This window comes from Saccharopolyspora gloriosae, from assembly GCF_022828475.1.
Classification (GTDB): Bacteria; Actinomycetota; Actinomycetes; order Mycobacteriales; family Pseudonocardiaceae; genus Saccharopolyspora_C; species Saccharopolyspora_C gloriosae_A.
Genome location: NZ_CP059557.1, coordinates 3,228,603 through 3,251,320, shown reverse-complemented (window position 1 = coordinate 3,251,320; position 22,718 = coordinate 3,228,603). Strand labels below are relative to the sequence as shown.

Sequence of the window (22,718 nt, the reverse complement as noted above, 5' to 3'; positions counted from 1 at the left end):
GAGGAAAGCGTTGCCGTCATGGCGAATTCCAACGCCGTCGAAGACCTGATCGCCCGGAGCAACCGGCTGGGCGCCGATCCGAGGAACACCAACTACGCGGGCGGCAACACCTCCGCGAAGGGCCAGGACGCCGATCCCGTCACCGGCGAACCGGTCGAGCTGATGTGGGTGAAGGGTTCCGGCGGTGACCTGGGGACGCTCACCGAACAGGGCCTCGCCGTGCTCCGCCTGGACCGGCTGCACACGCTGTCCGGGGTGTATCCCGGGGTGGACCGCGAAGACGAGATGGTCGCGGCGTTCGACTACACGCTGCACGGCAAAGGCGGTGCAGCGCCCTCGATCGACACCGCGATGCACGGGCTGGTGGATGCCGACCACGTCGATCACCTGCATCCCGACAGCGGAATCGCCATCGCCACCGCCGCCGACGGCCCGGAACTGACCCGCGAGATCTTCGGCGGGAAGGTCGTGTGGGTGCCGTGGCGGCGCCCCGGTTGGCAGCTCGGGCAGGACATCGCCGAGATCAAGCGGTCGCATCCCGAAGCCATCGGCACCGTCCTCGGCGGGCACGGCATCACGGCATGGGGTGCGAGCAGCGACGAGTGCGAGCGCAACTCGCGGTGGATCATCAACACCGCCGCCGAGCACATCCACGCGCACGGCAGGCCGGAACCGTTCGGCGCCGTGCTCGACGGGTACGAACCGCTGCCCGAACAGCAGCGCCGGGCCAGGGCCGCCGCGCTCGCGCCGGTGCTGCGCGGCCTCGTCAGCACCGACAAGCGTCAGGTCGGGCACTTCACCGACGGGCCGGAGGTGCTGGAGTTCCTGGCCCGCGCCGAGCATCCCCGGCTGGCGGAGCTCGGTACCAGCTGCCCCGACCACTTCCTGCGCACCAAGGTGAAACCACTGGTGCTCGACCTGCCCGCGACCGCTTCGGTCGAGGAGTCCGTGCAGCGGCTCAAGGAGCTGCACGCGCAGTACCGCGAGGACTACGCCGCCTACTACCGGCGCCACGCGGATCCCGATTCGCCGCCGATGCGCGGCGCTGACCCGGCGATCGTGCTGATCCCCGGCGTCGGCATGTTCAGCTACGGCGGCGACAAGCAGACTGCCCGCGTCGCCGGGGAGTTCTACGTCAACGCCATCAACGTGATGCGCGGGGCGGAGGCGCTGTCCACCTACTCCCCATCGACGAGCGGGAGAAGTTCCGCATCGAGTACTGGGCGCTGGAGGAGGCGAAACTGCGCCGACGCCCGGCGCCGAAGCCGCTGGCGACGAAGGTCGCACTGGTCACCGGGGCGGCCTCCGGCATCGGCAAGGCCACCGCCGCCCGCCTCGCCCGCGACGGGGCCAACGTGGTGCTCGCCGACCTCGACGAGACCAAAGCCCGGGAAGCCGCGGCCGAACTCGGTTCGGCGGACGTGGCCGTGGGCGTCGGTGCGAACGTCACCGACGAGGGTGCCGTGGCCGCCGCCGTCGACGCGGCGGTGCTCGCGTTCGGCGGAATCGACGTGGTGGTGAACAACGCCGGGCTGTCGCTGTCGAAACCGCTGCTGGAGACGACCGCGGCCGACTGGGACCTCCAGCACGACGTGATGGCGAAGGGCTCGTTCCTGGTCAGCAAGGCGGCCGCGAAGGTGCTCATCGAGCAGGACCTCGGCGGCGACATCGTCTACATCGTGTCGAAGAACGGCGTGTTCGCCGGGCCGAACAACATCGCCTACTCCGCCACGAAAGCCGACCAGGCGCACCAGGTTCGGTTGCTGGCCGCCGAACTCGGCGGGCACGCGATCCGCGTCAACGGCGTCAACCCGGACGGCGTGGTGCGCGGCAGCGGCATCTTCGCCGGCGGCTGGGGAGCGCAGCGGGCGAAGGTCTACGGCGTCGAGGAGGAGAACCTGGGCGAGTTCTACGCCCAGCGCACCCTGCTCAAGCGCGAAGTGCTCCCGGAGCACGTCGCGAACGCCGTGTTCGCGCTGCTCGGCGGCGACCTGAGCCACACCACGGGCCTGCACGTCCCGGTGGACGCGGGCGTCGCCGCGGCGTTCCTGAGGTGAGGCGGGCATGAGCGAAGCGGTCGCCGCGGTCGATCTGGGCGCCACCAGCGGGCGCGTGATGCTCGGTCACGTCGGCCCGGACGAGCTGCGGGTGCGCACGGTGGCCCGGTTCGCGAACCGGCCCGTGCGCATCCGGGACTCGCTGCACTGGAACATGCTGGAGCTCTACCGCGAGGTGTGCGCGGGCGTGGAACGGGCACTGCGAGAAGCGGACCTCGCGAGCGTCGGCATCGACTCGTGGGCCGTGGACTACGCGCTGCTGCGCGGCGGACGGATGCTCGGGATGCCGCACCACTACCGCGACGACCGCAACGCGGCGGCGGTGGCGGACGTGCACGAGCTGGTCGGTCCGGCCGAGTTGTACGAGGTGAACGGCTTGCAGCACCTGCCGTTCAACACCACGTTCCAGCTCGCCGCGGACCGCCGGACCGGGTTCCTGCAGCTGGCCGACCGGATGCTGCTCATCCCGGATCTGCTGGCGTACTGGCTCACCGGCGAGCAGGTCGCGGAGCGCACCAACGCCTCCACGACCGGTCTGCTCGACGCGCGGACGTCGAACTGGTCCGGGGCGTTGCTGGACCGCCTCGCCGTCGACCGGAACCTGCTGCCGCCGCTCATCACGCCGGGCGAGCGGATCGGCGAGCTCTCCCCCGACGCGGCCGAGCGGCTCGGTACGGACGGGCTGGCGGTCACGGCGGTCGGTTCGCACGACACCGCGTCAGCGGTGGTGGCGGTGCCCGCGCGGGACGAGTCGTTCGCGTACATCTCCTGCGGCACCTGGTCGTTGGTCGGTGCGGAACTGGATCGGCCGGTGTTCTCCGAACAGGGCCGGGCGGCGAACTTCACCAACGAGCTCGGCGTCGACGGCCGAATCCGGTACCTGCACAACGTGATGGGCCTGTGGCTGCTCACCGAGTCGGTGGAGCACTGGCGCCGGTCCGACCCGGCGATCGACCTGGAATCGTTGTTGGCCGCGGCGGCCGAGATCCCGCCGGGCCGAGTCGCCGAGTTCGACCCGAACGACGCGAGGTTCCTGCCGCCGGGCGACATGCCCGTCCGCATCTCGGCCTGGTTGACCGAACACGACCTGCCGGTCCCAGGCACTCGCGCCGAATTCGTGCGCTGCATCCTGGAGAGCCTCGCCACCGCCTACGCGGAGTCGATCGATCTCCTGGAGCGGATCACCGGCCGCGCACTGTCCACTGTGCACATGGTCGGCGGCGGGTCGCAGAACGCCCTGCTGTGCAGGCTGACCGCCGACCGCACCGGGCGGCTGGTGCTCGCCGGTCCGGTGGAAGCCACCGCCCTGGGCAACGTGCTCGTGCAGGCCCGAGCCGTGGGTGCGCTGCGGGGCAGCCTGGAATCGATGCGGGACCTGGTGCGCCGCACCTGTACGCCGATCCGCTACGAACCGGTTTCGTCCGCCGGGGCGTGGCACGGCACCCGCTGAGGATTCCCTGCAGAACGGGCTTTGCTCCGTGTCTTGTCAGCGGCGCCGCTGAGCAGCGACCAGCTTGAGCAGACCGATCACCGGCGGGTTCTCAGCGGCTTCCTCGCGAGGACAACGATTTCACTGCGTAGGGGCCTACCTGAGAAATCGATCCCGCAGCGAGGAAGCCGCTGAAGTTCCGCCACCCGAGCCACTGCGCAGCCCATCCCGCAAGGGTCGCTAGGCCGATCGTGCGAGCCGGGCCGGGCATGCCGAATCCGGTTGCGCTGAAAGGGTTTCCGCATGGCGCATCCGTGCCATGCGGCTGCCCGGTCGGGTGGTTTTCCCTGACACCGGCCCGAACGGTGCGAATCATGGAGGAGTGTCAGTCGATCGCATCCGGCCGAACAGCGAGGAACCCGAGATGACCAGCGCGCAGCCGGTCGAGCACCCCACCACCCGCAGTGACCCGTTCGACCCGCACGACGGGCTGAGCGAGCTTCGCGCCGACCGGCCGCTGGCCAGAATGCACCATCCCGACGGAGCGCTGGGCTGGTTGGTGACCGGCTACGACCTGGTTCGCGAACTGCTCCTCGACCAGCGCTTCAGCTCTCGCATCGATTTGCTGCGCGGTCCGGCGGAGCAGAACCGGCAGGAGGTGGAGGCGCCTCCCGGCCTGTTCAGCGTCCTCGGCCCGCCCGAACACACCTGGTACCGCCGCAAGCTCTCGTCCGCGTTCGCGCACCGTCGGATGCGGCAGCTGGAGCCCGTGGTGGAGGAGATCGTCACCGCACGGCTGGACGCGATGGCCGAGAAGGGCGGCCCCGTCGATCTGGTCGAGACCTTCGCGAGCCCGATCGCCTTCCAAGTGATCCGCGACCTGCTCGGAGTGGACCTCGACCGCGCCTCGGTGCGGGCGACGACCGAGGCGCTGCTGATGCTCGACGTGGACCCGGAGGAAGCCGGGCAGGCCTGGTCGCGACTGTGGGAGGAACTGCACGAGCGAGTGCGCGGCAAGCGGACCGATCCGGGCGAGGACCTGGTGAGCGCGCTCATCGCCGACGCGGAGCTCTCGGACGAAGAGATCACGACCATGAGCGCGATGCTGATCACCGGCGGGGACGACACGACCGCGAACATGCTCGCGCTCGCCACCTACGCCCTGCTGGCCCACCCGGCGGAACTCGCCGCACTCCGCGAGAACCCTTCGGCGATCACCACGGCGGTCGAGGAACTGCTGCGGTACCTGACGATCAACCAGTACGGCACGACCCGCACGGCGCTGGAGGACGTCGAGTTCCACGGCGAAACCATCCGGCAGGGCGAGCTGGTCACGTTGTCGCTGTCGGCGGCCAACCGCGATCCCGGGCAGTTCCCCGACCCGGACCAGCTGAACCTGCTGCGGCCGGCGAACGGGCACCTCGCGTTCGGGCACGGCATCCACCACTGCCTGGGCGCGCAACTGGCCCGGATCGAGCTGCGCGCCGGGCTTTCCGGACTGCTCGAACGATTCCCGGGGCTGCGGCTGGCGGTACCGGCCCAGGAAATACCGCTGCGCTCCGCGGCCGTGAACTACGGAGTACACCACCTCCCGGTCGACTGGTAGATGGTCTGCTCCGAGTGGCCAGCGTAGTGGGGCGCTCAGCGGAACCTCAGCGGCTTCCTCGCTGCGGGATCATTTTCCCAAGTGGCTTCGACACGAGGGAGAATGCCGTCCTCGCGAGAAGGCCGCTGAGAACCCGGCGGTGGTCTTTTGCTCTGGCTGGTCGCTGCTCCGCGGCTTCGCCGCCGACAAGACGACGAGATACCAGATCACCCCTTGACCGGTGATCCGCGTCCTGCCCGTGGCAGGACGCGGATCCTCGGGTCAGAGCTCGACCAGCACCTTGCCGCGATTGCCGGAGTCGTTTCGGTACAGGCTCCGGTAGGCCTCCGGGATGGCGTCGATCCCGTGGAAGACCGTCTGGTCGCTGCGGATTTCGCCGCTGCGGATCAGGCCACCGAGTTCCTCGCGCAGTGCCGCCCAGTTGTCGGCGGTGAACCACTCCATCGCGTAGATCCCGCGGATGGTGGCGCGCGGATACATGATCATCGGCAGTAGCCTCGGACCGACGTCGTCGGAGGCGATCTGGTGGCCCCACTGCCAGCACACCGCCACCTTGCCGTCGATGTTGAGCATGGTGAAAGCCGCGTCGGTGATCGCACCGCCGAGGTTGTCGAAGTAGCGGTCCACACCGTCCGGGGCTGCCTCGCGCAGCGCTGCCCGCACTTGCTCGAACGAGTCACCGTGCCGGTACACCAGCACCTCGTCGAACCCGAGGCCGCGCAGGTACTGCTCCTTCGACGGCGAGGACGTCGTCGCCACCACGCGGGCCGCGCCCGCTCGCTTCGCCAGCTGGCCCACCAGCGAGCCGACGCAACCGGACGCACCGCTGACCAGCACCACGTTCCCGGGACGCACGTCGAGGAACTTCGTCATCGTGCCCCACGCGGTCATGCCCGACCCGCCCAGGACGCCCAATGCGGAGGAGAGCGGCAGCGCCTCGTCGTAATGCCCCCGCTCCAGCTTGCGATACGGCGGGAACACCAGGAAGGACCGGCCGGTCCAGATCTGATCGGGCGCACCGTTGCCGATGGAGTGGCTGCGCCAGCCGCCCCAGCCCTGCACCAGGTCACCGACCTGGCCCCAACGATCCGCCCTGCGGGACGCCCGCGTTGCCGTGGTTAGCCGCCGCCATGTTGAGCAGATAGGGCAGCAGCGGGAAGGACTCGTGGTCCTGGAAGAAGATGTTCGGGAATGCCCGGCGCAGCAACGGATCTCGTAACCGGGCCGTGAAGTCCTCCAGCCGCGTCGCACTGGTCCGTTCGAGCACCGAGCGCACCGGAGCCGCCTTGATCTCCGCTTCGCGTTCCTCCCGGGCCGTGCGCAACGACGGCGGAGTCAGGAAGGACAACAAGTCGGCTTCGAGGAACAGGCGCAGGTCCTGGCAGAACGACCGGAGCACCGGTGCATCGGCGGGCGACACCTCCAGCAAGTGCCGTTCGAGCCGATCCGGGTCGTTGTAGAACGTCACCGAACGCCCGTCGGCGCCCACGACCCGGTTGAACATCTCGAAATTGGTGATCTCCTTTCCGTCCAGCGCGCCGAGTTCTCGCCACACCTGATTGGCCTCGTTGCCGGCGGCGGTGCCGAGCAACCACTCGATGCAGTAGTCGAAGATGTAGCCGTCTCGTCCCCAGGCGGTGCAGCAACCACCGGGCAGCACGTGCCTTTCCAGCACGGTGCTCCGCATCCCGCTCATCTGCGCGTAGCAGCCCGCGGCGAGCCCGGCGAGCCCGCCGCCGACGATGATGACGCTGGGCCGGCTCGTCGCGGCCTCACGCGACATCCGCCTCACCCCCGACGAGGAGTTCGCGCACCAGCTCCGCGTTCGCGGCCACGTGCACGCCGTCGAGCATCTCGGCGTGCGTCCCGGATCCGCGCAGCACCCTGGTGCCCAGCCGGGACCGGTCGTGCCAGGCTCCTTCCGCACCGGAGAGGTGGACGGCCGCGTTGTCCGGGTCGCAGAGCACCGTGATCGGCGCGTCGATCACCCGGCGGTTCGGGTTGCGGCCGCAGAACTCCAGGTATTCCCGGGCCTGCTCACGGGTTTCCAGCGCCAGCACGTCGGTTCCGGCGTGCCTGCGCAGGTGCTCCACGAGCTCCCGCTCGAAGGTCGCCAGCCGTTCGGCGTCGACCTCGAACGCCCTGGCGATGCGGTAGGAATCGATGATGATCACTCGCCGCACCTCGCGTCCGCGGTCTTCCAGCTCGCCCGCCACCTCGAACGCGAGGTTCCCGCCGAGCGAGTAGCCGAGCAGCAGACAGGGACCGTCGGGCTGGAGCGACTCGACCAGGTCCGCGTAGCGGGCGATCTTGTCAGCACCGGGAATGTGGTTGAACGCCAGCAGTTCGTGCCCGGGCAGCTGCGCGGCGAATCGGCGGTACACCAGGCCGTGCCCGCCGACGGGCGGGAAGCAGCACACCGGCTCGCCCCGGCCTTCGTTGAACCGCACGTACGGCTGGGATCCGGGCAGCCGCCCGGTGATGACGTGCTCCACCGTCTTGGCCACGCCGTGCAACGTGGTGGTCTTGAACAGTTCGCCGACCGCCACGGTGATGTCGAACTCGGCCTGCACGTGATGGATCAGCTCGATCAGCTTGATCGAACTCCCGCCGAGTTCGAAGAAGTCGTCCCGCAGGCCGACTTCGTCCAAGCCGAGCAGCGACTTCCAGTGCTCGGCCATCCGCTCCTCGAACAGGGTCGTGGTCGGCTCGTGGCCGCGACCGGAGCGGGCAGGGCTTCCAGGTCGATCTTGCCGCTGACCGTCAGCGGCAGTGCCGCCAGCTCGACGAAGTGCGCCGGGAGCATGAACGTCGGCAGGTGCTCGGCCAAGTGACCGCGCAGCTTCCGGTGGTCCAGCACCGCACCCTCCGCCGGAACGCAGTAGGCGCACAGCGCGGAGTCCCCACCGGGGTCCCGGTGCGCGACGACGACGGCTTCCTTGAGCTGGGGCCACTCCGCCAGCCGCGACTCGATCTCACCGATCTCGATGCGGTGTCCGCGCACCTTGACCTGGGAATCCGCCCGCCCGAGCAGGTGCATCGCGCCCCGCTCGTCCCACTTCGCCAGGTCGCCCGTGCGGTAGCAGCGCACCGGCCGCCCGTGGGGCGCGATCGTGCGGAACCGCTCGGCGGTCTGCTCGGGGTCGTCGCGGTAGCCGGTCGCCACCCCCTCGCCGCCGATCCACAACTCGCCGGTGACGCCTTCCGGAACCGGCCGCCCCTGCCCGTCCAGGAGGTAGCAGGTGCTGTTGGGCAGCGGTGTTCCGATCGGGACCGGCCTGCCGGGTTCCAGCCCGTCGACCGGGCTTTCGAAGTAGCTGCTGTCGATGGTGGCCTCGGTGACCCCGTAGGAGCCGACCACTCGAGTGCCCGGGCCGCACAGCTCGCGCAGCCGCCGGTACTCCTCGACCTTCCAGACATCGGAGCCGACGACGAGCAGGCGCATGAAGTCCAGCCGCGCGCCGCGACTCTCGCAGTGCTCCATGAGCCCGCGCACCAGTGCGGGAACGAACTCCGCGCAGTCCACCCCCTCCCGCACCATCGTCCGGTGCAGCAGCGCCGCGTTGAGCAGCAGCTCGCGGCTCGCCAGCACGAGGGTGCCGCCGGAGCACAACGCCCGCACCAGGTCCCCGGTGAACACGTCGAAGGCGAAGCTCGCCGCCTGGAGGTGAACCCGGACGTCCTCCCCGAGGCCGTATTCCCGGTGCCACGCCGCGTAAGCCGAGGCGAGGTTGCGGTGGCTGACCTCAACGGCCTTGGGCAGCCCGGTCGATCCGGACGTGTAGCAGACGTAAGCGGGAGCTTCCGGATCGACCGGGCCTGCGTCGACGTCCGCGCCGTCGGCGGAGTCGAGCTCGGCGGCCGTCACCACACCGTCCAGGCCGGCGAGCCGAGCCCGGCCCGCCTCGTCGGTGAGCACGAGGACCGCGCCCGCGTGCCGCGCCATGTAGGTGAGCCGGTCGGCCGGGTGCTCCCGGTCCAGCGGCAGGTAGGCGCCCCCGGAGCGCAGCACGGCCAGCACGGCCGTGATCAGCTCCGGTGACTTGTCCAGGCACACCGCGACCACCGCACCCTCGCCGACCCCGCGTTCCCGGAGCCCGCGCGCCAGCGCTCGGGAACCCGCGTCGAGCTCGCCGTAGGTGAGCCGCCGCACCGAGCCGTCCTCGGCGGGCACGGACACCGCGAGCGCTCCGGGATCGCGGCGCGCGGCGGCGGTGATCAGCTCGTGCACCGGGACGTGCGGGGTGCTCTCACCGCCCGCGCCGCTCCACTCGTCGAGGATCCGCTCGCGTTCCGGTCCGTCCAGCATCGGCAGCTCGCCGACCCGCCGCGCGGGAGGTTCGACGGCGAGCGACTCGAGCAGGTTCGTGTAGTGCCCGGCGAGCCGCCGCATGGTCTCGGGCCGGAACAGGTCGGTGTTGTACTTGAACACGCAGTGGAAGCGCTGGTCGGCCTCGTCCTCGTACACCGACAGCGTGATGTCGAACTGGCCTTCCTCCTCGGGGAGTTCGACGTAGTCGAGCCGGTAGCCGTACTGCTCGGCGGAGACCTTGTGGTGCAGCAGGATGAACATCACCTGGAACACCGCCGACCGGCTCGGATCGTGCTGCAGGCCCAGCTGCTCCACGAGCAGCACGAACGGATATTCCTGGTTGTCCAGCCCGCCCAGCACGGTGGCCCGCACCCGGTCCAGCAGCCCCGCGATCGACGGGTCGTCACCGAGATTCACGTGCAACGGCAGCGGATTGACGAAGTATCCGTACACCGAACCGAACTCCTGCGCGGTGCGGCCCGTGACGGGGCTGCCGACGATCACATCCTCCTGCCCGGAATACCGGTGCAGCAGCAGGTAGTACGCGCTGAGCAGCACCACGAACGGAGTCACGTTGTGCGCGCGGGCGAGCTCGTGCACCCGGGCGCTCAGCGCGGTGTCCAGGACGAAGAACTCGGAGGCACCGTTGTGCGTCTGCACCAGGGGCCGTTGCCGGTCGGTGGGCAGGTTCAGCACCGGCACCTGCTCCGGCAGGTGGGAACGCCAGTAGCCGAGCATGCGTTCGGCCTCCGGCCCGGCCAGGAATCGGTTCTGCCGGTTGAGGAAGTCCAGGTAGGTCGCGGGCACCGGTGGCAGTTCGGCGGGCTCGCCGCGGCGCGATCCCTCGTAGCAGGCCAGCAGCTCTTCGATGAAGGTGAAGGTGGAAATGGCGTCGGAGATGATGTGGTGCACGGCCTTGACCAGCACCCACCGGTCGGGTTCCCGCTGGAACAGCCGGAACCGGATCAGCGGGTCGCGTTCCAGGTCGTAGGGCTTGCGGTACTCCTCGACGATCTTGGCGTGGATCTCGTCCCAGTCCTGGCCGCGGACGTCGAACACGGCGAAGTCCGGTTCGGCCTCCGGTGCGATCCGCTGCACGGGTGCGCCGCCGTCGAGCACGAAGTTCGCCCGCAGGCTCGGGTGTCGCGCCACCAAGGTCGCGAACGCCTCGGACAGCAGCTCCGGGTCCAGCTCGGCGCGCACCTCCACGGCGCCGCCGATGTTGTAGGCGAAGCCGTCGGGGTGCAGTTGTTTGAGGAACCACAACGCCTTCTGGTTCTGCGTGAGCGGATGGCTGTGCTCGTCGCGGAACACCTCCATGACCGCCTCGTCGACGCCCGAGCCGCCGGCGGCATCCGCCAGTTCGGTGTGCACCTGCTCGATCAGCTCGTGCACCGGGGTGTTCCCGAGCAGCGCCACCACGGGCAGCGCGACGCCGAGCTCGGTGCTGATCCGGGCGCGCAGCTCCATCGCGAGCATCGAGTCGAGGCCCAGCGCGTTGAGCCCACCGTCCTCGGCCACCGCGTCCGGTGACACCCGGAGCACGTTCGCGACCAGCGCGGTGAAACGTTCGGTCAGCAGGCTCCGGCGCCGCTCGGGCTCGGCGGCGCGGAACACGTCGAGGAATCCGCCGTCCTCGGCCGGGTTTCCGTCGTCGGCGGCGGCCGCCAGCTCCGCGACCAGTGGTGGCGCGACCGGATACCAGGACAGGAACGTCGGCCAGTCGACGACGGTCGCGACGACCAACTGGGCGTGGCGCTGGCCGATGATCCGCTCCAGCACCGCCATCCCGCCGTCCGGGGACAGCGAGCTCATGCCTCGGCTGTTGCGGTAGTGCTCGACGAGCCCCTGCTCCTCGATCATGCCGGTCGCCCAAGGCCCCCAGTCGATGCTCAACGCGGGCAGCCCGCGAGCGCGCCGGTGGTGGGCCAGCGCGTCGAGGAACGCGTTGCCCGCCGCGTAGTTCGTCTGTCCCGCGGTGGTCAGCAACGAGGCGATCGAGGCGAACAGCACGAAGTGCTCCAGCGGCTCGTCCCGCAGATGCCGGTGCAGCATCCGCGCTCCGACGACCTTGGGGTCGTGCACCGCGCGATAGGCCGATCGGTCCATATCGGACACGAGCTTGTCCTGGAGGTGTCCGGCCAGGTGGAACACGCCGCGGATCGGCTGGGACTCGGCGAGCCGGTGCTCGGCGAGCCACGCCACCAGGGAGGCCTCGTCGGTGATGTCGAGCCGGGCGATGACCGGGTGCGCGCCGAGCGCCTCCAGCTCGCGGACGAAGCGGATGTTGCGCCCGTCCCGGCCGGCCGGATCGACCTCGCGCCACCGAGCGCGCTCCGGCAGGCCGGATCGGCTGACCAGGATGAGGCGCCGCGCGCCGCGTTTGACCAGCGTGCGGCACAGCAACCGGCCGAGTGCGCCGAACGCGCCCGTCACCAGGTAGTCGCCGTCCACGCGCAGCCGCAGCGGCAGCGACCCCGACAGCGCCTCCGCCGGACGCAGGCGGGCGCAACGGAACTCGGTGCCGCGCACCGCGATCTCGTCCTCGGCGGGCGCGGAGATCACCCGCAGCACGTCGGCCGCGTCCGCCGCGGCGTCGGTGGAGCCGGGGTCGAGGTCGATCAGCTTGCCGTGCTCGCCCACCGGCTCCTGCTGCCGCAGCACCCGGCCGATCCCCCAGGCCGGTGCGCCCAGCGGCTCCACCACGTCCTCGTCGGCGACCGCTTGCGCGCCCCGGGTGACCACGTGCAGCTCGGCCGCGGATCGCCGCTCCTGCAAGGCCTGCGCGAGCGCGATCAGCGAGTAGCCGCCGAGGTCGGCATGCGCCTCGGACTCGTCCCGGCCGATCCCGTCGAGCGCGGGCACCTCCAGGTTCCACAGGTGCACGACGTGATCGAACGGTGCATCGTCAACATCCTCGAACAGGCGCCGGAAATGGCCCGGTTCGGCCGGATCGACCGTCGTTTCCGCCGATCCGGTCCGGTATTCCGGCCCCGGACGCACGAGGTGGCAGGTACCGCCGTCGTCGGCGATCCGTTCCGCGAGCTCGGCGGCGACTCCCCGCCGGTCGGCGAACACCAGCCAGCGGCCGTGCCCGCTGCCGGGATCGTCGATCCGCACCGGCCGCCAGGCGAGCTCGGCCAGCCAGTTGTCGATCGTGGCGCGGGCGAGCGTCGTCGACGCCTGCTCGACGTCACCGGCGCGGAATCCGCTGACCCTGCCCAGCGGCGACCCGTCGTCCGCGTACAGCGCGAGGTCGCCGACCAGGTTCGCGCCGTCGCGCTCGACGACCGTGGCGTGCACCCAGATCGGCCGGTCGCCGACCTCGTCGAGCCGCAGCTCCGCAATGGACAGCGGCAGCCGGATCCCGGTACCGGGACCGTCGGCGCGCAGCACTTCCGGGGTCAGCAAGGTCTGGAAGCAGGCGTCCAGCAACACGGGGTGCACGTGGTGGTCGGCGGCGTCTCCGACTTGTTCGGGCGGGCTGATCCGGGCGAGTGCCTCGTCCTGCCCGATCCACACCTCCTCGATCGCCTGGAACGCAGGCCCGTACTCGTAGCCGGCGCTCGCCAGCGCCGCGTAGCAGGCCGTCCGATCCAGGTGCCGCCGGTGACCGCCGCGCAGCGCGTCGAGATCCGGGGCGGGGCCGTGCCGTGCGTCGCCTGCGATGACGACACCGGTCGCGTGCACGGCCCGGCGCTCGTCGCCCGTCATCGTCGCGACGGTGAACGTCGCGTGCTCGCCCGAGAAGGCCAGCTGGACCTTGCTGGTCTCTCCTTCCGCGAGGAACAAGGCCTTCCGGAGTTCGAGGTCCGCCAGCCCGACGCGACTGCCGCCGGTCATCGCGCGGACCGCCTGCACCACCATTTCGACGTATCCGCCGCGGGGAACACCACGTTGCCCTGGATGCGGTGGTCGGCCAGGTACGGCAGCGCCTCGATGTCGAGCTTCGACTCCCACGCGGGCTCCGCGGTGGACAGCCGGCGGCCGAGCAGCCGGTGGTCGAGCCTGCCGAGCCGGACCTGCGCGACCGAGTCGGGCTCGGTCCAGTAGCGGTCCCGCTTCCACGGGTAGGGCGGTAGCGCCACCACCCGCCCGGCCGGGTGCAGCCGGTCCCAGGCGATGTCCACGCCCCGGGCGTGCAGCGCCGCCAGCGAGGTCAGGAAGCGCTCGACCTCGGCCTCCCTGCGCCGGATCGACGGCAGCGTCGTCACGTCGATCTGCTTGTCCGCCGAGCATTCCCGGACCGGGTGCGACAGCACCGGGTGCGGTCCGATCTCCAGGAACACGCGGTGCCCGTCGTCCACGAGCCGATCGATCGCGGGGCGGAAGCGGACGCTGTCGCGGACGTTGTGCCACCAGTAGTCCGCGTCCAGCTCGGGTCCGTGCGCGACCGCCTCCATGCCGGTCAGGTGGAGCGGTACCTGCGCCTCTCGCGGCCGGATCCCGGACAGCGAGGACAGCAGCTCGTCCTTGATCGGGTCCATCCGCGCGCTGTGGTACGGCACCCGGACGTCGAGCATCCGGGCGAAGATCCGCTCCGCCTCCAGCTCGGCGGCGAGCCCCAGCAGCACGTCCTCGTCGCCTGCCAGCGTGACCGTGGCCGGGCCGTTGACGGCGGCCACCGAGACCCGGTCGCCGTGCGGCAGGATCCGGCGCAGCGCCTCGTCCTCGGGCAGGCCCGCCGCGAGCATCGTTCCGGTGCCGACGAGCTTCTGCTGCAGGCGGCTCCGGTGGATCGCGACCGTGACCGCGTCGCGCAGCGTGTACACCCCGGCCTCGTAGAACGCGGCGATCTCACCGGTGCTGTGCCCGACGATCGCGTCCGGGCGCACGCCGTGGTGGCGCCACAGGGCGGACAACCCGACCTGCACGGCGAAGTTCGCCGGTTGTGCCAGCCAGGTCTCGCCCATCCGCGACTCCGCCTCCCCGGCGCGGAGTTCATCGAGCAGCGACCAGCCTGCCAAGGCGCGGATCTCGGCGTCGCACCGCTCGATCGCCTCGCGGTAGACGGGTTCGGCGTCCATCAGCTCCCGTCCCATCGCCCACCACTGCGGCCCCATGCCGGTGAACACCCACACCACGCCGCCGGTGTCGCGGGGGTGGTCCACCACCACCCGGGCGTCCGCTTCGCCGCGCAGGTAGGTGTCGAGGCGTTCGCGCAGCGAAGCCGCCGAGTCGTGCACGACCGCCAGCCGCGCCGCCTGGTGCTGGCGGCGGCGCGCGAGGGTGTAGCCGAGGTCGCGGAGTGCGGTGCGGTCGAGTTCGGGGTCCTCGAGTGCGGCGCGGATCCCTTCGACCCGCCGCCGCAGCGCGTCCTCGTCGCGTGCGCTGATCGGCAGCACGCCGTGCGCCGCCGCGGTCTCCTCGATCGCCGCACCGACCGGCGCCTGCTCGACCACCACGTGCGCGTTGGTCCCGCCGAAGCCGAACGAGTTCACCCCGGCTCGCGCCGGCCCTTCGTGTTCGGGCCACACGGTCAGTTCCCGGGGGATGCGGTACGGCAGGGTCGCCAGGTCGATCGCCGGGTTCGCGGTCCGCAGGTTGATGTGCGGCGGGATCCGCCGGTGGCGCAGCGAAAGCGCGACCTTGATCAGGCTCACGACTCCCGCGGCCGCCTCGGTGTGCCCGATGTTCGTCTTGACCGAGCCCACGTAGCGCTCGGCGCCTTCCCGGTGCCCCACCGACAGGGCGCGACCGAGCGCGTTGGCCTCGATCGGGTCGCCGACGGGGGTGGACGTGCCGTGCGCCTCCACGTACTGCAGGTCGCCCGGCGTGATCCCCGCGGCGGCGCAGACCTGTTCGATGAGTTCGACTTGGCGGTTCTGGTCCGGCACCGTGATGCCGTTGGTCCGGCCGTCCTGGTTCACGCCGGTTCCGGTGATCACCGCGTAGATCGGGTCCCCGTCCCGCTCGGCGTCGGTCAGCCGCTTGAGCGCCACCGCGGCCACGCCTTCGGCGCGGACGTAGCCGTCGGCGGCGGCGTCGAAGGTGCGCGAGCGGCCCTCGGGCGACAAGAAGCCGCCCTTGGTCTCGCTGATCGTGTATTGCGGGGCCAGGTTCAGCGATGTCCCGCCGACCAGCGCGAGGCTGCTCTCGCCGCGCAACAGGCTCTGGCACGCCAGATGCGTGGAAACCAGGGAGGAACTGCACGCGGTGTCAATCGAGACGCTCGGCCCCCGGAAATCGAAGCTGTGCGAAATCCGATTCGACACCATCGTCATCATCGTCCCGGTCGCGGTGTGCACGGCCAGGGTTTCGAAATCCAGGTCACCGAATTGCAGGATCTTGTAGTCGAGCGTGAACGCGCCGACGAAGACACCGACATTCTGACCGGCCAGTTCAGCGGGCCGTTGACCGCCGTCTTCCAGTGCCTCCCACACGACCTCCAACAGTTTCCGCTGCTGCGGGTCCATGTGCGCCGCCTCGCGCGGGCTGATGCCGAAGAACGCCGGATCGAACTCGTCGAATCCGTCGATGTAGCCACCGCGTCCGCCGACCAGCCTGCCCGCCTTGGCGTACTCTCTGCTGCTCAGGGTACCGATGTCGTAGCGATCCGGCGGGGTCGGCGTGATGCAGTCCTTGCCTTCGGCGAGGTTGCGCCAGAAATCTCCCGGCCCCGATACCCCGCCCGGTAATCGGCAACCAATTCCGATGATTGCAATTTTTCCGTCGTTCGCGAAATTTTCGTCAACCGTGGCCATCGATTCTCTACACCCTCAAGACAGTCGGCGTCAGTTCAGGAATATGACACCCGCTGAGCAACTCCCCCACCGGCGTTTCCGAATCGATGTTATGGAGCAGAAAAAACGCTAGCCACCCCTCCCCTTAGTCGTTACCCGTAAGAGTGATTAACTAGTTCTTCAGAGTGTTTCCATTCGAATGACATTTCTGGCACTCGGGGGAATTTCGCCGACTCCGCACAACGAATCCGGGACCACGACGACGCCGCACTCGGACGGATTCTCCCTGCCGTGCAACGAAATGAGGGCTCCGCGCGTCCACGACGGCTCTCCCGTCATCGCCGGATCGGTGCGGTCCCCGACGACGATCGAGGCCCCGGCCGATCCCGGCCGGGGCCACTGCGCGCTTCAGCTCACTCGTGGTGCCAGAACAGCGCTTCCGGGTTCTCCTCGGTCGGGCCGTCCAGGATCGGCCGGGCCTGCCCGCGCAGGTGCTGGTCGAGGAACGCCGTGACATAGCGGTTGCCGAGCTCGGCGCCGCGCGCCCCCGGCAACGGCTCACCGGGATACCGGATGCCGTACTGGTCGACCAGCATGCTCAGGTCCGTCGCCGACCCGTGGCCCGAACCGTTCAGCGTGATCCACCGCTTCCACCCGCTCAGGTGCTCCCACGTGGCGTCCCACGAACCGTCCACGCCGCCGGGACCGTGGACACCGGCGCCGAACATCAGGAATGGGCGGCGAATCTCGCTGCTCAGCGGCTCGAAGAAGGTGCCGTCGAGGTTCACTCCCGCGTCGATCCGCGAGTCCGCCACCATCGCCGCGCTCGCGCTCGCGCCACCGACGGAGTGGCCGACCATGCCGATCCGCCGCTCATCGATGAGCTCGCCGAACCGAGGGTCGCCGACCAGCTCGTCGAGCACGAACCGCACGTCATCGCTGCGGGTGCGGACCACTCTCGGCATGTCCTGCACCTCGCACGCCACGCATTCGGTCACCCGGCCGTCGGGGAACGCCGTTCCCGCGGATTCGTGGTTGTGCCCGATCAACGCCACGACGTAGCCACGGCTGGCGAGCTCCTCCCCCAACCCGCTCAGCGTCGCCCGCGGCCACGAGAACCCCGGGGACAGCACGACGAGCGGATGCCCGTCCGGAGTGCGCAGTGCCGGAGCCCCCACTTTCGCGTGGGTGCGGACCGTGCTCAGGATCTCGGCGGGCTCGATGGGGCGTCCGCCGTGTTCGGCCTGCAACTCCAGGTACAGCCTCGATTCCTCCGGAGTCACGTAGCGGGTGGGCTCACCCGCCGGCTCCGTCGCCGGATACCAGAGGGTGACCATGAGTTCGCGTTCGACCGCGGGCACCCACGGGTCCTGCCGAGACTCGTCGCGCAGGTGCACCGTGCCGGAGCCCACCGGCGCCGGCCCCGTCGGCGCGGGCAGGGCGAGCACGGGCGGATCGGATCGCGGCGCTTCGGCCGCCGCCGTTGGCGCAACGGTGAGCGTCAGCAGCGCGGCCCCCATGACCGCACCGGTGACGCGGGCGGACTTGCCCATACGACTTCTCCCCGGCTTGCGACGTGACCCGCCGGCCGACGGGCCGATCATCACTCTGGGGGGTCAGACCGGTGCCGAACCTCGGGGACATCACTGAGATCGCCGAGGCCGACCCGGAAACCCACGGTCGGGGGACCTCCCGGCTACAGGGACAGGCCGCCGTCGGCGTAATAGCCCTTGATGTGCGCCGTCATCCGCCCGCCGGCCGCCGCGCCATCGCCGGATCGGATCGCGTCGAGCACCGCGCGGTGTTCGACGCGCAGCCGCGCCGAGGTGTCCTCCCACGACCGCAGCAGCGGCAGGGTCTCGCGGGTGTAGTTCTCGATGGAGTCCCGCAGGCCGGACATCATCGCGGCGATCACCTCGTTGCCGGTGGCCTGCGCCAGGGACAGGTGGAACTGGGCGTCGAGCGCCAGGAACTCGGACGCGGCCAGGTCGGGGTCGTCCATCGCGTCGAGCAGTTCCGCCGCCGCCACGAGATCGACGGGCTCGGTGGCGGCGGCCAGCTCGGTCACCGAGGCCGTCTCCAGCACGAGCCTGGTCCGCACCACATCGCGCACCTGGAAGCCCTGCCCGGCGACCTGCAGCCGCAGCAGCGCGCTCATGCCGCCGGTGGGCCGCGCCAGGATCACCGCGCCCGCGTCCGGGCCGGATCCGGTCTGCGCGCGCAGCAGCCCGAGCGCCTCGAGCACGCGCATCGCCTCGCGCACCGACGAACGCCCCACCTGGAGCTCCTCGGCCAGCGCTCGCTCGCCGGGAAGCCGCTGGCCGGGCGCGATCCGGCCATTGAGCAGGTCGTCCTCGATCTGTGCGAGCACCCGTTCCCATGCCCGCGGCCCCGCGTTCGCCACGGCCCGAGCCTATCGGCGCACGCGTTGCGGGCACCGCGCACCCGCGCAACGCTCGTGCGACGGCCACCTCCCGTTCCCGGAACACCCAACTCCGGTTACGGTGTGGTCAGACCACACCTCCGAAGGGAGTTCGACGCATGCGGGTAGCCCTGTTCGCCACCTGCCTCGGGGACACGCTGTTCCCCGACGCGGTCAAGGCCACCGCACTGCTGCTGAGCAGGCTCGGCCAGGAGGTCGTGTTCCCGCCGGAGCAGACCTGCTGCGGGCAGATGCACGTGAACACCGGCTACCAGCGCGAAGCGCTGCCGCTGGTGGACAACCACGCGGCCTGCTTCGCCGACGAGTCGATCGACGCCGTGATCGTGCCCTCGGGCTCCTGCGCCGGTTCGATCCGCCACCAGCACCACATCGTCGCCGAGCGCTTCGGCACTCCCGCGCTGCGCGACCAGGTGGAGCGGTCCCGCGCGAAGACCTACGAACTCGCCGAGTTCCTCGTCGACGTGCTCGGCGTGGTCGACGTCGGCGCGACGTTCCCCCACCGGGTGACCTATCACCCCACCTGCCACTCACTGCGGATGCTGCGGGTCGGGGACAAGCCGCTGCAGCTGCTGCGCGCGGTGCGCGAGATCGACCTGGTGGAACTGCCCGAGGCCGACCAGTGCTGCGGATTCGGCGGCACCTTCGCGCTCAAGAACGCCGACACCTCGACCGCGATGCTCTCGGACAAGCTGCGCAACGTCGCGGGCACCGAAGCCGAGTTCTGCACCGCCGGGGACTCCTCGTGCCTGATGCACATCGGCGGGGGGCTGTCCCGGCTGCAGACCGGCATCGGGACCTTGCACCTCGCCGAAATCCTCGCCTCGACCGAACACGCCATCAGCCCGAAGCAGGGAGCACTCGCATGAGCGGCACCTTCCTCGGCATGCCCGCCGCTCCCCCGCGCGGTTCCGGGAACCTGCGCGGCGCCGAGTCGTTCCCGGCCGCGGCCCGCACCGAACTCGCCAACACCCAGATGCGCCGCAACGTCGGCAAGGCCACCCGCACGATCCGGGACAAGCGGGTGCAGGTGACCGGCGAGCTGCCCGACTGGGAACAGCTGCGCTCGGCGGGCGCGGCGATCAAGCGCGACGTGCTGAGCCGGTTGCCGGAGCTGCTCGAACAGTTCGAGCAGGCCGTGATCGCGCGCGGCGGGCAGGTGCACTGGGCGCGCGACGCCGCCGAGGCGAACGCGATCGTCACCCGCCTGGTCAAAGACACCGGTGCCGACGAGGCCCTCAAGGTCAAGTCGATGGCCACCCAGGAGATCGGGCTCAACGAGCACCTCGCCACCGAGGGGATCACCGCGATCGAGACCGACCTGGCCGAGCTGATCGTGCAGCTCGGCGAGGACCGCCCGTCGCACATCCTGGTGCCCGCGATCCACCGCAACCGCTCCGAGATCCGCGAGATCTTCCTGCGCTCCATGCCCGGCGTCGATCCCGACCTGGACGACGATCCGACGCACCTGGCCGACGCGGCGCGGCGGTTCCTGCGGGAGCGGTTCGTGCGGGCTCGGGTCGCGATCTCCGGGGCGAACTTCGGCGTCGCCGAAACGGGCACGTTGTCGGTGGTGGAGTCCGAGGGCAACGGCCGGATGTGCCTGACCATGCCGCAGACGCTGATCACCGTGATGGGGCTGGAGAAGCTGATCCCCACCTACGCGGACCTGGAGGTGTTCCTGCAGCTGCTGCCGCGTTCCTCCACCGGCGAGCGGATGAACCCGTACACCTCGATGTGGACCGGAGTGGCACCGCACGACGGGCCGAGCGAATTCCACCTGGTGCTGCTGGACAACGGCCGCACCGCGACGCTCGCCGACGAGGTGGGGCGCGAGGCGCTGCACTGCATCCGGTGTTCGGCCTGCCTGAACGTGTGCCCCGTGTACGAGCGGACCGGCGGGCACGCCTACGGGTCGACCTATCCGGGGCCGATCGGCGCGGTGCTGACGCCGCAGCTCGCCGGGATGGACACCGGCGGGAGCGATCCGAACTCCTCGCTGCCGTACGCGTCGAGCCTGTGCGGGGCGTGCTTCGACGCCTGCCCGGTGAAGATCGACATTCCGTCGCTGCTGGTGGAACTGCGCCACCAACACGTCGAAGAGGCCCATTTCAGCGCGGAACAGCTGATGATGAAAGCCGCGTCCGCCGCGATGTCCACGTCCGGGCGGTGGACGGCGGCGCAGCGCGCGGCGCAGCTGGGCCGATTGCTCGGCCGTGGCGGGCGGATCCGGACGCTGCCGCCGCCGGGCAACGCCTGGACCTCCGCGCGGGATCTGCCGGTTCCGCCGAAGCAGACCTTCCGGCAGTGGTGGGATTCCTCCGAAGGCCGGGCCGCCATCGACGACGCGCACCGCGAAGGGGGCAGGCGATGAACGCCCGCGACACCGTGCTGAGCCGGGTGCACGACGCGCTCGCGATCGCCCCTCCCCCAGCGGTGCGGGTGCCTCGTGAGTACCGCCGCGATCGCGAACTGCCCGCCGAGCAGAAACGGGAATTGCTGGTGGACCGCCTGGAGGACTACCGGGCCACGGTGCACCAGTGCGTCGCCGCCGATGCCGCGACCACCATCGCCGCAGCGCTGGGAGACGCGACCCGCATCGGGATCCCGGCGGCGCTCGACCGCGGGTGGGTCGCCGAGTTCGGCGGCGAGGTCCTGGTCGACTCCGCCGACATTCCCGCCGCCCGGCTGGACGAGCTGGACGGCGTGGTCACCGGGTCGGCGGTGGCCTGCGCCGAGACGGGGACGATCTTCCTCGACGGGTTCTCCGACCGGGGACGGCGCGCGCTGACGCTGGTTCCGGACCTGCACGTGTGCGTGGTGGCGCTGTCCTCGGTGGTCGCGGGCGTCCCCGAGGCCGTGGCGCGGCTCGAACCGACCCGGCCGACCACGCTGATCAGCGGACCGTCGGCGACTTCGGACATCGAACTGGACCGGGTCGAGGGCGTGCACGGTCCTCGCACCCTGCACGTGGTCCTGGTGCTGGACAGCTGAACGCGGACCCGCCGTCGCACCGGACCATCCACAATGGGCACTGAGCGCTTCGCCCAGGCCGTGTTTCAGGTAGCGGGTGAGTCTTGGGCGGATAGCTCTTGCGCCAGTTCCACACAGCGCAGGCGGGCCGGCGAGAAGTCGTAGGGCATCTTGCCGGTGGCTTCGAACACGCTCATGGAGTCGGCCGCCCGCCTGCCAGAGCCGAGGTCGTCCTCGCCGTCGTCGGCGGTCGCAGGGTGCACGGCGTCCCAAGCGTCGAAGAGGGCATCGTCGTCCTCATCCAGGCCGGACTCCTCGATGACGGCCTGCAGGGCGCTTTCGAAGGCGTGCCGCTCAACGGCCACTTGAGCCACCCGTGGATCATCGACGGCGACGCTGTCATCGAGGGCCTCCTCGGCGTCATCGATGCGATCGGAATCCTCCCGCAGAGCGGGGTGCGCGGCCAGGGCGACGAAGCGGGTGGCCTGGGTGGCCGCGCCGAGCGGGCCGAAGACCCGCTCGGTGACCAGCAGGCTGTCCAGGTCCGCCTGACGCAGGGAGCCCTCGGGCAGGTTCTTGAGGCGTCCGGTGACGAAGTCGGAGAGCAGGCCCATCCGGCTGCCTTCGGTGCGCATCCGCTGCACGGCGGTCCGTTGCCGCCGCAATTCCGCCTCTTGCTCGGCGAGGGTTTCCTCCAACCGCTCCAGAGTGCCCCCGATACCTTCTTCGCTGTCCGCACCGGCGGCAGCCGTGCCGGTGGTGAAGGCGTCACGGATGTCGTCCAGGGCGATCCCGGCGTCGGCCATCTTGCGAATCCACAGCAAGCGGATCATGTCCTCGTACCCGTAGCGGCGGCGGTCATCGCCGCCCCGCTCAGGCTCGGGCAGCAGGCCGATCTCGTGGTAATGGCGAATCGCCCGCGGCGTGGTGCCGACGAAGGCCGCCGCGTCACCGATCTTGACCTGACGGGGTGGCATGAAAGACGAATGCATGAGCGGGGACCTTTCCTCAAGAACATCGGCGCGTAAGTCCACCGGACCACATGCCGCTACGGAAGGTGCAACCCCATCCACCGCGCCGATGCCGAAAAATGCCTCAAGCACCGACCGCTGCTCGCCGGAAAGCTCCCCTCGCCCCGCATCTTGATCATCGTCGTGCACGGCGCGCACCGGAACCCGAACCGAGAACGCGCCTGGTGACCCGGTCATCGCACTCCTG

11 protein-coding genes and 2 pseudogenes are annotated in these 22,718 nt (G+C 70.3%); 6 read left to right on the top strand and 7 right to left on the bottom strand.

Features of this window, described 5'->3' with window-relative positions:
• The first annotated feature begins 18 nt into the window (after positions 1-18).
• From H2Q94_RS13850 to H2Q94_RS13840, 3 genes and pseudogenes are all read left to right on the top strand, one after another.
• Positions 19-2,057: pseudogene (locus tag H2Q94_RS13850) on the top strand (bifunctional aldolase/short-chain dehydrogenase).
• 7 nt (positions 2,058-2,064) lie between these two features.
• On the top strand, positions 2,065-3,507 hold the full coding sequence (locus H2Q94_RS13845) for a rhamnulokinase (RefSeq protein WP_243795203.1): 1,443 nt from the start codon (positions 2,065-2,067) through the stop codon (positions 3,505-3,507).
• 403 nt (positions 3,508-3,910) lie between these two features.
• Complete coding sequence (locus tag H2Q94_RS13840; protein ID WP_243795200.1) at positions 3,911-5,092, top strand: cytochrome P450; 1,182 nt, start codon at positions 3,911-3,913, stop codon at positions 5,090-5,092.
• Between the two features lie 261 nt (positions 5,093-5,353).
• On the opposite strand, the gene H2Q94_RS13835 is transcribed toward H2Q94_RS13840, so the two are convergent.
• From H2Q94_RS13835 to H2Q94_RS13815, 6 genes and pseudogenes are all read right to left on the bottom strand, one after another.
• The gene (locus tag H2Q94_RS13835) at positions 5,354-6,154 is read right to left on the bottom strand and encodes an MDR family NADP-dependent oxidoreductase (RefSeq protein ID WP_243795197.1); all 801 of its coding nucleotides are present in this window, start codon (positions 6,152-6,154) and stop codon (positions 5,354-5,356) included.
• Between the two features lie 4 nt (positions 6,155-6,158).
• Complete coding sequence (locus tag H2Q94_RS13830; RefSeq protein WP_243795195.1) at positions 6,159-6,875, bottom strand: phytoene desaturase family protein; 717 nt, start codon at positions 6,873-6,875, stop codon at positions 6,159-6,161.
• On the bottom strand, positions 6,865-7,773 hold the full coding sequence (locus tag H2Q94_RS30665; protein WP_309501160.1) for an alpha/beta fold hydrolase: 909 nt from the start codon (positions 7,771-7,773) through the stop codon (positions 6,865-6,867). Before H2Q94_RS30665 ends, H2Q94_RS13830 begins: the two co-directional genes overlap by 11 nt.
• A pseudogene (locus H2Q94_RS30960) lies at positions 7,686-16,049 on the bottom strand (type I polyketide synthase); the annotation flags it as partial. The pseudogene H2Q94_RS30960 and the gene H2Q94_RS30665, both read right to left, overlap by 88 nt.
• Before the next feature lie 451 nt (positions 16,050-16,500).
• Positions 16,501-17,640, bottom strand: coding sequence for an alpha/beta hydrolase family protein (locus tag H2Q94_RS13820; RefSeq protein ID WP_243795192.1), 1,140 nt, complete (start codon positions 17,638-17,640; stop codon positions 16,501-16,503).
• Between the two features lie 143 nt (positions 17,641-17,783).
• Positions 17,784-18,491: a FadR/GntR family transcriptional regulator gene (locus H2Q94_RS13815; RefSeq protein WP_243795190.1), complete on the bottom strand. Its 708-nt coding sequence runs from the start codon at positions 18,489-18,491 to the stop codon at positions 17,784-17,786.
• Between the two features lie 137 nt (positions 18,492-18,628).
• Between H2Q94_RS13815 and H2Q94_RS13810 the strand changes: the two genes are divergently transcribed.
• Genes H2Q94_RS13810 through H2Q94_RS13800 form a run of 3 tightly spaced genes read left to right on the top strand, consistent with a single transcriptional unit; the run spans position 18,629 to position 21,521 of the window.
• Positions 18,629-19,396, top strand: a complete 768-nt coding sequence (locus H2Q94_RS13810; protein WP_243795188.1) for a (Fe-S)-binding protein — start codon at positions 18,629-18,631, stop codon at positions 19,394-19,396.
• Positions 19,393-20,901: a LutB/LldF family L-lactate oxidation iron-sulfur protein gene (locus H2Q94_RS13805; RefSeq protein ID WP_397545458.1), complete on the top strand. Its 1,509-nt coding sequence runs from the start codon at positions 19,393-19,395 to the stop codon at positions 20,899-20,901. Before H2Q94_RS13810 ends, H2Q94_RS13805 begins: the two co-directional genes overlap by 4 nt.
• A complete protein-coding gene (locus H2Q94_RS13800) occupies positions 20,898-21,521 on the top strand; it encodes a LutC/YkgG family protein (RefSeq protein ID WP_243795186.1) in 624 nt (207 codons plus the stop codon). The genes H2Q94_RS13805 and H2Q94_RS13800 overlap by 4 nt, the downstream gene beginning before the upstream one ends.
• 65 nt (positions 21,522-21,586) lie before the next feature.
• Here H2Q94_RS13800 and H2Q94_RS13795 read toward each other — a convergent pair whose 3' ends face one another.
• Positions 21,587-22,708 carry a MerR family transcriptional regulator gene (locus H2Q94_RS13795; RefSeq protein ID WP_243795184.1) on the bottom strand — a complete coding sequence of 374 codons (1,122 nt, stop codon included), beginning with the start codon at positions 22,706-22,708 and terminating at the stop codon, positions 21,587-21,589.
• Between the last annotated feature and the right edge of the window lie 10 nt (positions 22,709-22,718).

Excerpts from the sequence above, each read along its gene's own strand:
- H2Q94_RS13845 (WP_243795203.1), top strand. The coding sequence starts at position 2,065 with ATGAGCGAAGCGGTCGCCGCGGTCGATCTGGGCGCCACCAGCGGGCGC.
- H2Q94_RS13840 (WP_243795200.1), top strand. The coding sequence starts at position 3,911 with ATGACCAGCGCGCAGCCGGTCGAGCACCCCACCACCCGCAGTGACCCG.
- H2Q94_RS13830 (WP_243795195.1), bottom strand. The coding sequence starts at position 6,875 with ATGTCGCGTGAGGCCGCGACGAGCCGGCCCAGCGTCATCATCGTCGGC.
- H2Q94_RS30665 (WP_309501160.1), bottom strand. The coding sequence starts at position 7,773 with ATGGCCGAGCACTGGAAGTCGCTGCTCGGCTTGGACGAAGTCGGCCTG.
- H2Q94_RS13820 (WP_243795192.1), bottom strand. The coding sequence starts at position 17,640 with ATGGGCAAGTCCGCCCGCGTCACCGGTGCGGTCATGGGGGCCGCGCTG.
- H2Q94_RS13810 (WP_243795188.1), top strand. The coding sequence starts at position 18,629 with ATGCGGGTAGCCCTGTTCGCCACCTGCCTCGGGGACACGCTGTTCCCC.
- H2Q94_RS13805 (WP_397545458.1), top strand. The coding sequence starts at position 19,393 with ATGAGCGGCACCTTCCTCGGCATGCCCGCCGCTCCCCCGCGCGGTTCC.
- H2Q94_RS13800 (WP_243795186.1), top strand. The coding sequence starts at position 20,898 with ATGAACGCCCGCGACACCGTGCTGAGCCGGGTGCACGACGCGCTCGCG.
- H2Q94_RS13795 (WP_243795184.1), bottom strand. The coding sequence starts at position 22,708 with ATGACCGGGTCACCAGGCGCGTTCTCGGTTCGGGTTCCGGTGCGCGCC.